An 8,548-nucleotide genomic window follows, 5' to 3' on the forward strand; every position below is an offset into this window, starting at 1 on the left:
TCTCATGAAGACTTTCGATCTGGATCGCCGCATCGCCGGCTGGAAGGGTCCGCTCCTGGCGGCCCTGCTGACGCTGATCGCCGGCCTGCCCGGCCTGCTGCTGCTGCCGCCACTGGACCGGGACGAGAGCCGCTTCGCCCAGGCCACGGCCCAGATGCTGGAGAGCGGCGACTATGTCGACATCCGCTTCCAGGACGAACCACGCTGGAAGAAGCCGGTCGGCATCTACTGGATGCAGGCCGCCGCCGTCGCCCTGACCTCGGACGTCGAGGATCGCGACATCGCCCCTTACCGGATTCCGTCGCTGCTGGGGGCCATGCTGGCCGCCTGGGCCGTGGCCTGGGCCGGGTCGGCCCTGTTGGGCGCCCGCGTCGGCTTCTTCGGCGGCGCGATCATGGGGGCCACCTTCCTGCTGTCGACCGAGGCGGGCATCGCCAAGACCGACGCCATGCTGTGCGGCGCCACCACCCTGGCCATGGCGGCCCTGGCGCGGATCTATATGGCGACACGGGCCGGAGAACGGCCGATCCGGCCGCACAAGCTGCTGTTCTGGATCGGGGTCGGCCTGTCGATCCTGATCAAGGGGCCGATCGGGCTTCTCGTCATCGCCCTGGCCGTCATCGCCCTGTCGATCTGGGACCGGAACATCAAATGGCTGGCGCACCTCGGCTGGGGCTGGGGCCTGCCCCTGGTCGCCCTGATGGTCGGACCCTGGGCCATCGCCATCACCATAGCCACCGACGGCGGCTTCTGGCGCGAGGCTATCGGCGGCGACCTGGCCCCCAAGATCGCCGGCGCCCACGAAAGCCATTCGGGCTTCCCCGGCCTGTATCTGCTGCTGGCCCCCCTGCTCTTCTTCCCCTCGACCCTGCTGCTTCCGGCGGCCGTCTCGACCGGCTGGAGCCGGCGGGCCGAGCCGGCCATCCGCTTCCTGGTCTGCTGGCTGGTTCCCGGCTGGCTGATGTTCGAACTGGCCCCGACCAAGCTGTGGCACTACACCCTGCCGACCTTCGGGGCGCTGGCCCTGTTGGCCGCCGCCGCCCTGGCGCGGCCCATCGGCAAGGTGTCGCGCATCACCGGCGCCGTTCTGGCCCTGTTCGCCGCCCTGCTGATCATCGGCGTCACCGTCTATGGACTGACGGTCTACGGCACCTCGACGGCCCAGACCTGGGCCGCCCTGACCGTGGTCACCACCCTGGCCGCAGCCGCCGTGGGCGCCTTCCTGCTGCTGAACCGGGCCCCGGTCGCGGCCCTGGTCGCGTCCCTGGCCTTCGGCATCGTGGCCCATGGCGCCCTGGCCGGGACCATCCGCCAGCTGCGCCCCCTGGCCATCGCGCCCCAGCTGGAGAAGACGCTGGAGGCCGCCGACCTGCATCCGCGCCAGGGCCGCACCCCCGGGCCGGTGGCCATCACCACCTTCCATGAGCCCAGTTTCGTCTTCCTGACCGGACGAGACACCGAGCTGACCGACGCCGAGGGCGCCGCCCGCGCCCTGGCCGAAGGGCGGCCCGCCATCGTCGAAGGGCGCGACGCCGACGCCTTCCGCGACGCCGCCGGCCGATTGGGCGTTTCGGGCCGCGCCGTCGGGGTGGTGCGGGGCTACAACTATTCGGGCGGGGACGAGATGACCCTGACCGTCTATGCGCCGCCGCCCCGGCCCGGAACAGGCGATGACGCAGGCGATGGCGTAGGCGATGGCGTAGGCGAAGCCCCATGAGCCGGTTCATCCAGATCGTCGAGGTCGGCCCCCGCGACGGGCTGCAGAACGAGAAAACCGTGCTGGACCCCGCCGTCCGCGTCGATCTGGTGCGGCGGCTGGAGGCGGCCGGCGCGCGCCGGATCGAGGCCGTCTCCTTCGTCCATCCCAAATATGTGCCGCAGATGGCCGGCGCCGAAGCCGTCATGGCCGCCCTGCCGCACGCGGCGGGCCGCAGCCGCATCGGCCTGGTCCTGAACGGCAAGGGCTATGACCGGGCGCTGGCGACGGGGGTGGACGAGGTCAATGTCTCGGTCGCCGCCACCGACGGCTTCGGCCTGAAGAACCAGGGCCTGTCGGTCAAGGACCAGTTGGCCATGCTGGGCGAGATCGTCGCCCGCCGACACAATGCGGCGGCGTCGGACGGCGCCCCGTCCCTGTCGGCCATGATCTCGTGCGTCTGGGGCTGTCCGTTCGAGGGCGAGGTCTCGGTGGATCAGGTGACGGACATGGTCGGGGCCCTGGCGGACCTGGGCGTGGCGGAGATCGGCCTGGCCGACACCATCGGCGCCGGCGATCCCTGGGCCGTGACGCGCAAGGTCGAGGCCGCCCGCAAGGCCGCGCCCGACGCTGTGCTGCGCCTGCATTTCCACGACACCCGCAACACCGGCCTGGCCAACGCCTACGCCGGGGTCGAGGCCGGGATCGACGTTCTGGACGCCTCGGTCGGCGGCATCGGCGGCTGTCCCTTCGCGCCCGGGGCGACGGGCAATATCGCCACCGAGGACCTGGTCTATATGCTGGCGCGCGGCGGATTCGAGACCGGCTATGATCTGGACGCCCTGATCGCCACGGCCCGCTGGATCGGCGAGGCCCTCGGCCGCCCGACCCCGTCCGCCCTCAGCCGCGCAGGCGGCTTTCCCCGACCCTGAGGGCGCCGTCGCACCTCCGACGTGGCGAAACCGGTCAAATAGAGTTAATCAAGCTTAACAAGCGCAGCCGTTGCGCCGGGGAGGACCGCCATGCTGATCGCCATACCCCTGCTGCTGATCCCGGTGATCCTGTACAATATCGTCGTGCTGTTCGGCGCGCCGGGCGACATGGGCATGGCCCAGGCCGACGCCATTCTGCGCGATCCGATGTTCTCGATCCCGATGGCGTCCGGCGCCCAGTGGAATATCGGCTCGGGCGACCTGATCCTGTTCCTGGGCCTGATCCTGCTGTTCTTCGAGCTGATCAAGTCGACCTCCAGCCAGAAGGTCGCCATCGTCAATCACGCCCTGTCGATGGTTCTGTTCATCGTCGTTCTGGTCGAGTTCCTGCTGATCCGCGGCTTCGCCACCTCGACCTTCTTCCTGATCGTGGTGATGATCCTGCTGGATGTGCTGGCGGGTTTCATCGTCACCATCATCTCGTCCCGCAAGGACTTCGACCTCGGGAACTGACGGCTTGATCAGGCCTCAGGCCGCCCGACAGAGGGATGGGGCCCGTGCGGCCTCAAGCAGCCCGACAGGGCGATAGGCCCCTAAGAAAAAGCCGTGAAGATCAGGGCGACGACGGCGACGTCGAAAACCTTGGCGGCGAGATGAAGGGCGGGCATGGGCTGGTCCGAAAAGAGGCGTTCTGGCCCCGTCCCAGCAAACCCCGTGCCGCTCAGCCCCGGCGGCGGTCAGATGTCGGTCTTGGCCGCCCGGCCCACGGGAGGACGCCGCTCCGCCTCGCCGGAATATTCGGCGCCCATATAGGCGGCGCGGGCCGCGCCCAGCACGGGCGGGCCGCCGCGCAGACCGCGCTTCTGGCCGCGCTGCCCCATCTGCTGGGCCACAAAGGCCGCCGCGCCGGGGTCGGCCGCCACATGGACGGCAGGTCTTGCCGGGGCGGTTTCGGGCTTGAACTCGGGCTCGGCGGGTTCGATCGGAACCAGGGCGCGAGACCTCTCCTGATCGGCCCGCCGCTCGCGTTCCCGGCGCTCCCCTTCGCGGCGATCGATCCGCTCAGGCCCGCCGACCGCTCCTATGCGCTCGGTCATTTCGCCTTCGACCCGCCCGCCAGACGATCGATCTGGGCGCGCATCTCGTCCATCTGGCGACGCATCTCGTCCAGGGCGTCGGGCGCCGCCGGAGCCCCGTCTCCGGTTTCCGTCGGCGCCGCCTGAGACGCCGTTTGGGACTCGGTCCGGGAATAGCCGAAGGCGGGGAACATCTGCATGGCCCGTTCGAACATGGCCATGTTCGCCTTGGCCGCCTCCTCCATCAGGGTCGCGCCCGATCCCGTGCCGAAGGCCCGGCTCATCTGACTGGCGAACTGTTCCTGCTGGCGGCCGAAATTGGCCAGCGACATCTCCAGGTAGGAGGGCAGAACCCCCTGCATGGAGCCGCCGTAAAATCCGATCAGCTGGCGCAGGAACTGCACCGGCAACAGGGCTTCGCCCCGGCTTTCTTCTTCAAAGATGATCTGGGTCAGAATCTGACGGGTCAGGTCGTCATTGGTCTTGGCGTCATAGACGACGAACTCGGTGCCTTCGCGCACCATGGCGGCCAGGTCCTCCAGCGTCACATAGGCGCTGGTCCGCGTATTATAGAGCCTGCGGTTCGCATACTTCTTGATGACGACCTGGGCGCCGTCGCCGTGTTTTCCACCCTTGATCTTTTCGTCAGCCACGCTTGTTCTCGCGATGTTGCAACGCGTCACTATCCTCCGTTGCGACGCGATGCGCCAGAGGGGGGATTCGGCGGCCTGAACACGCAGGGATCGGACGGATATCCTAGTGGCTCATCGCGGGAGCCAGGACGACGCCCACCAGAACCGCCGTCCAGTGGACCGTGGCGCCGGTGACGACGAAACCGTGCCAGATGGCGCGGCGGAAACGCACCTTGGGGCTGATGAAGACCAGGACCCCGGCGGTATAGATCAGACCGCCGATCACCAGCAGAGCCAGGGCGACTGGATGGACCGTCTCGACCATGGGCTTGAGGGCGGCCACGGCCAGCCAGCCGAACACCACATAGACGCCGCTCCAGAACTTGTCGGAAATGCGTGGCGCGAACAGTTTCACCCCGGCGCCGACGAAGGCCAAGGTCCAGATCAGGGCGGTGAAACCGACCGACCACAGGCCTTCGAATCTCTGGGTGGTGAAGGGCGTATAACTGCCGGCGATCATCAGGAAGATGGCGGCCTCGTCGAGCCGTCGCAGCACAGGTCGCGCGGCGCAGGGCTTGGTCCAGTTGTAAATCGTCGAGGCGGTCAGCATGCCGACCAGACACAGGGCGTAGATGGCCGTGGCCATGACCCCGCCGATTCCGGCGTAGACTCCCGCCAGACCGGCCAGGATGACGCCCCCGACCGCCGCCAGCATCAGACCGACGACATGGACCCAGAGGTCCGCCAGTCTTTCGGCACGCGTCTGGTAGTGCTCGATCATGTCCAGCTCGTCCGGCGTGCAGACGTGGGCGGCGAAGCGTTTCAGCGTGCGGAGCATGGCCAATCAAATCCGGGATCGTCCGTATCGTTCCTCCAGAATGCGCCGACAGGGTGACGAATGACTGAATCTGCGGCGGTCTGTTTCGGCCACAGGTGACGAAGCCGCCGGGATGCGGCAAAACGGCAACTCATTATTCCGCATCGACTGAAATCCCATGACCGAGGTCGTCATCGTCTCCGCCGCCCGCACGCCCGTCGGGTCCTTCCTGGGGGCCCTGTCCGCGCTGCCGGCGTCGAAACTGGGCGAGGTCGCCATTCGGGCGGCGCTGGAACGGGCGGGCGTGTCGGGCGAAGAGGTCGATGAGGTGATCCTGGGCCATGTGCTGCAGGCCGCCGCCGGACAGGGCCCGGCCCGTCAGGCCGCCGTCGGCGCCGGGGTGCGCCAGGCGGCGCCGGCCTGGAGCCTGAACCAGATCTGCGGCTCGGGCCTGCGCGCCGTCGCCATCGCCGCACAGCAGATCGCGCTGGGCGATGCGAAGATCATCGTCGCCGGCGGCCAGGAGAGCATGAGCCAGGCGCCGCACGCCCAGCAGCTTCGGGCCGGGCACAAGATGGGCGACGTCGCCCTGATCGACACCATGATCAAGGACGGGCTGTGGGACGCCTTCAACGGCTACCACATGGGCCAGACGGCCGAGAACATCGCCGACAATTGGGCCATCACCCGTGAAGCCCAGGACGAATTCGCCCTCGCCAGCCAGAACAAGGCCGAGGCGGCGCAAAACGCAGGTCGGTTCGACGCCGAGATCGTTCCGGTCGTCATTCCCGGCAAGAAGGGCGACGTCGTCGTCGACAAGGACGAATACATCCGCCACGGCGCGACCATCGAGCTGATGCAGAAACTGCGGCCGGCCTTCGCCAAGGCGGGCAGCGTCACCGCCGCCAACGCGTCGGGCCTGAACGACGGCGCCGCCGCCCTGGTGCTGATGAGCGCCGATGAGGCGAAGGCCCGCGGCCTGGAGCCCCTGGCCCGCATCGTCTCATCCGCCACGGCCGGGGTCGATCCGGCGATCATGGGCACGGGGCCGATCCCCGCCTCGAAGAAGGCGCTGGAAAAGGCCGGCTGGACCGTCGCCGACCTGGATCTGGTGGAATCCAACGAGGCCTTCGCCGCCCAGAGCCTGTGCGTGGTCAAGGAGCTGGGTCTCGACCCGGCCAAGGTCAACGTCAACGGCGGCGCCATCGCCATCGGCCATCCCATCGGCGCCTCGGGCGCCCGCATCCTGACCACCCTCCTGTTCGAGATGAAGCGGTCGGGCGCGAAAAAGGGCCTGGCGACCCTGTGCATCGGCGGCGGCATGGGCGTGGCCATGTGCGTGGAGCGGAGCTGAGCCGCCCTCTCCTTTGATCCGTCGCCCTCGGGCCGGTCCCAAGTGTGACGGGACTTGACGGTCGGGGTTCACGCGCCGAGCGCAGACGCGACATGCACCCTGATTGGTCAGGCCTCCGTCTGAATGGATCCCGCGCCGAGCGTACACGGCAAAGACGGGTCAAAACGCCGCGTTCAGCCCCAGGGGCCGCGCGGCTCGATCGGCGTGGTCGGCACGCCTGTGGTCGCGCGACGTGGCGTGACAGGAACCGCCGAGGCGGGCGGCGTCGCAGCCGCACGAGGACGCACCCCCATCATGGCGCCCAGCTCCGCCAGGGCGCGCACCCGGTTGACCGTGGCCGGATGGGTCGAGAACAGGTTGTCGGCGCCGCGTCCGGCCAAGGGGTTGATGATGAACATCTGGCCCGAGGCCGGATTGCGTTCGGCGGTCGGATTGTGGATCCGCTTGGCGTAGGCGTCGATCTTCTGCAGGGCCGAGGCCAGGGCCTGGGGGTCGCCGGCGATCTCGGCGCCGATACGGTCGGCCTCGTATTCGCGGCCGCGGCTGATAGCCATCTGCACCAGGCCGGCGGCCATGGGCGCCAGGATCATCAGGGCCAGGGTTCCGATGACGCCGCCCGGTCGCTCGCGGTCCTCGCCGCCGCCGAAGAACAGCGCGAAATTGGCCAGGGCGGCGATGGCGCCGGCGATGGTGGCGGTCACCGTCATGATCAGGGTGTCGCGGTTCTTTACATGGGCCAGTTCGTGCGCCATCACCCCGCGCACCTCCTCGCGCGTCAGCATGTCCAGCAGGCCGGTGGTGGCGCAGACGGCGGCCCGTTCCGGATTGCGGCCGGTGGCGAAGGCGTTGGGCTGGTCGCTGGGGATGATGGCGACCTGGGGCTGGGGCAGGCCGGCGTCGCGGGCCATCTGGCGCACGTCGGCGACATAGTTGCGCACCACCGCGTTCGGATGTTGCTCGTCGACCGGCTGGGCCCGGTACATCTTCAGCACAATCTTGTCGGCGTTCCAGTAGCTGAACAGGTTCATGCCGCCGGCGAACACCAGGGCCACGGCCATGCCCGTCGCGCCGCCGATCAGATAACCCACACCTCCGAACAGGGCGGTCAAGGCGGCCAGAAGGATGAAGGTCTTCAGATGGTTCATCGTCGTTCCATCCGCGATCATCCGGTTTTTCTGGCGTCGCGGCTTCAATCGACTATTTGAGGCCATGAGACGCCGCCCTCAAGGGAGCCGACCTGTGACCGAACATCCCACCCCCGAGGCCCCCCCCCCCTCGCCCGACAATGAAAACGCGCCTGTTTTCAACGCCGAAATCCCCCATGCGACGCCGGAGAAGCCGCTGAGCGACGTCGCGCGCCGCGCCCTGCTGGAAGCGGCTGATCGTCGCGCGGCCGAACAGGTCGCCCAGACCGACCCGGAACACGGCGGGCCGAGCGGTCCCGAACCCACCCGTTACGGCGATTGGGAGAAGAAGGGCCTGGCCATCGACTTCTGACGCGGTGCAAATCCGCGGGGCGCGGGACTTGCCTGAACGGAGACAATTCAGAGGAGTCTGTCCCGTGACGATACAGTCCACGATCGCGGCCGCGTCGGCGGCCCTTCTGCTTTCCGCCGCTCCCGCCCTCGCCGGTGGGCCGTCTGGCGGCCATGGCGGCGGCTGTGGAAGCTGCGGCGGCGGACACGGGGGCGGGGGTCATTACGGCGGCGGCCACAACAGCAACGTCAATGTGAACGTGAATGCCGGGGCCAACGCCTCGGCCCATGCCGGCGCCGCTTCCTATTCCGCCGTCAACGCCCGCGCCTATTCCCATTCGTCCAGCTTCAGCCGCGGCGGCAGCGGCGGCGGCGTGACCTATGTCGGCGGCGGCGGTTACGCCGACGGCGGATATTCGGGCGGCTATATTCCCGGCCCGCCCGTGAACTTCGTCGGCCCGGCCCCGGTCAGCGCCCCGGTCGGCTATCCCATCTGTGGACGCCCCCTTCAGCGCAAGAGTGATTTTCGGGAATTTCTGACACGTAGTCGGATGCTGCCATCTGTC

General features: G+C 68.6%; 9 protein-coding genes and 1 pseudogene. 6 read left to right on the plus strand and 4 right to left on the minus strand.

Translation table 11 applies throughout. The features are described from left to right. The first annotated feature begins 4 nt into the window (after positions 1-4). From AC1RSI_RS11215 to AC1RSI_RS11225, 3 genes are all read left to right on the plus strand, one after another. On the plus strand, positions 5-1,717 hold the full coding sequence (locus tag AC1RSI_RS11215) for an ArnT family glycosyltransferase (RefSeq protein ID WP_291754858.1): 1,713 nt from the start codon (positions 5-7) through the stop codon (positions 1,715-1,717). Next, positions 1,714-2,628: a hydroxymethylglutaryl-CoA lyase gene (locus tag AC1RSI_RS11220; protein WP_492322704.1), complete on the plus strand. Its 915-nt coding sequence runs from the start codon at positions 1,714-1,716 to the stop codon at positions 2,626-2,628. The genes AC1RSI_RS11215 and AC1RSI_RS11220 overlap by 4 nt, the downstream gene beginning before the upstream one ends. A 90-nt stretch (positions 2,629-2,718) precedes the next feature. Then, positions 2,719-3,141 (plus strand): hypothetical protein, encoded by a 423-nt coding sequence (locus AC1RSI_RS11225; RefSeq protein WP_008259054.1) that lies wholly within the window; start codon positions 2,719-2,721, stop codon positions 3,139-3,141. 224 nt (positions 3,142-3,365) lie between these two features. Here the strand turns inward: AC1RSI_RS11225 and AC1RSI_RS11230 are convergent, their stop codons facing one another. The 3 genes from AC1RSI_RS11230 to trhA form a co-directional block, all read right to left on the minus strand. Continuing rightward, positions 3,366-3,725, minus strand: a complete 360-nt coding sequence (locus tag AC1RSI_RS11230; protein WP_291754849.1) for a hypothetical protein — start codon at positions 3,723-3,725, stop codon at positions 3,366-3,368. Continuing rightward, positions 3,722-4,357 carry a polyhydroxyalkanoate synthesis repressor PhaR gene (gene phaR, locus AC1RSI_RS11235; protein ID WP_008261903.1) on the minus strand — a complete coding sequence of 212 codons (636 nt, stop codon included), beginning with the start codon at positions 4,355-4,357 and terminating at the stop codon, positions 3,722-3,724. Before phaR ends, AC1RSI_RS11230 begins: the two co-directional genes overlap by 4 nt. Before the next feature lie 103 nt (positions 4,358-4,460). Beyond that, positions 4,461-5,174, minus strand: coding sequence for a PAQR family membrane homeostasis protein TrhA (gene trhA / locus AC1RSI_RS11240; RefSeq protein WP_008261552.1), 714 nt, complete (start codon positions 5,172-5,174; stop codon positions 4,461-4,463). 157 nt (positions 5,175-5,331) lie between these two features. Here trhA and AC1RSI_RS11245 point away from each other — a divergent pair, with 157 nt between their 5' ends. After that, the gene (locus AC1RSI_RS11245) at positions 5,332-6,507 is read left to right on the plus strand and encodes an acetyl-CoA C-acetyltransferase (RefSeq protein ID WP_291754843.1); all 1,176 of its coding nucleotides are present in this window, start codon (positions 5,332-5,334) and stop codon (positions 6,505-6,507) included. A 173-nt stretch (positions 6,508-6,680) separates the two neighbouring features. On the opposite strand, the gene htpX is transcribed toward AC1RSI_RS11245, so the two are convergent. Then, entirely contained in the window at positions 6,681-7,652 is a 972-nt protein-coding gene (gene htpX, locus AC1RSI_RS11250; protein WP_154726921.1) for a zinc metalloprotease HtpX, read from the minus strand. 94 nt (positions 7,653-7,746) lie between these two features. Between htpX and AC1RSI_RS11255 the strand changes: the two genes are divergently transcribed. Beyond that, positions 7,747-8,004 carry a DUF1674 domain-containing protein gene (locus AC1RSI_RS11255; protein WP_447941262.1) on the plus strand — a complete coding sequence of 86 codons (258 nt, stop codon included), beginning with the start codon at positions 7,747-7,749 and terminating at the stop codon, positions 8,002-8,004. Positions 8,005-8,068: 64 nt separating this feature from the next. Continuing rightward, positions 8,069-8,548 (plus strand): annotated as a pseudogene (locus tag AC1RSI_RS11260) (hypothetical protein); the annotation flags it as partial.

It is taken from the genome of Brevundimonas sp. GW821-FHT10E09 (assembly GCF_058809375.1).

Coding starts and splice junctions, on each gene's coding strand:
- AC1RSI_RS11215 (WP_291754858.1), top strand. CDS start 5: ATGAAGACTTTCGATCTGGATCGCCGCATCGCCGGCTGGAAGGGTCCG.
- AC1RSI_RS11220 (WP_492322704.1), top strand. CDS start 1,714: ATGAGCCGGTTCATCCAGATCGTCGAGGTCGGCCCCCGCGACGGGCTG.
- AC1RSI_RS11225 (WP_008259054.1), top strand. CDS start 2,719: ATGCTGATCGCCATACCCCTGCTGCTGATCCCGGTGATCCTGTACAAT.
- AC1RSI_RS11230 (WP_291754849.1), bottom strand. CDS start 3,725: ATGACCGAGCGCATAGGAGCGGTCGGCGGGCCTGAGCGGATCGATCGC.
- trhA (WP_008261552.1), bottom strand. CDS start 5,174: ATGCTCCGCACGCTGAAACGCTTCGCCGCCCACGTCTGCACGCCGGAC.
- AC1RSI_RS11245 (WP_291754843.1), top strand. CDS start 5,332: ATGACCGAGGTCGTCATCGTCTCCGCCGCCCGCACGCCCGTCGGGTCC.
- htpX (WP_154726921.1), bottom strand. CDS start 7,652: ATGAACCATCTGAAGACCTTCATCCTTCTGGCCGCCTTGACCGCCCTG.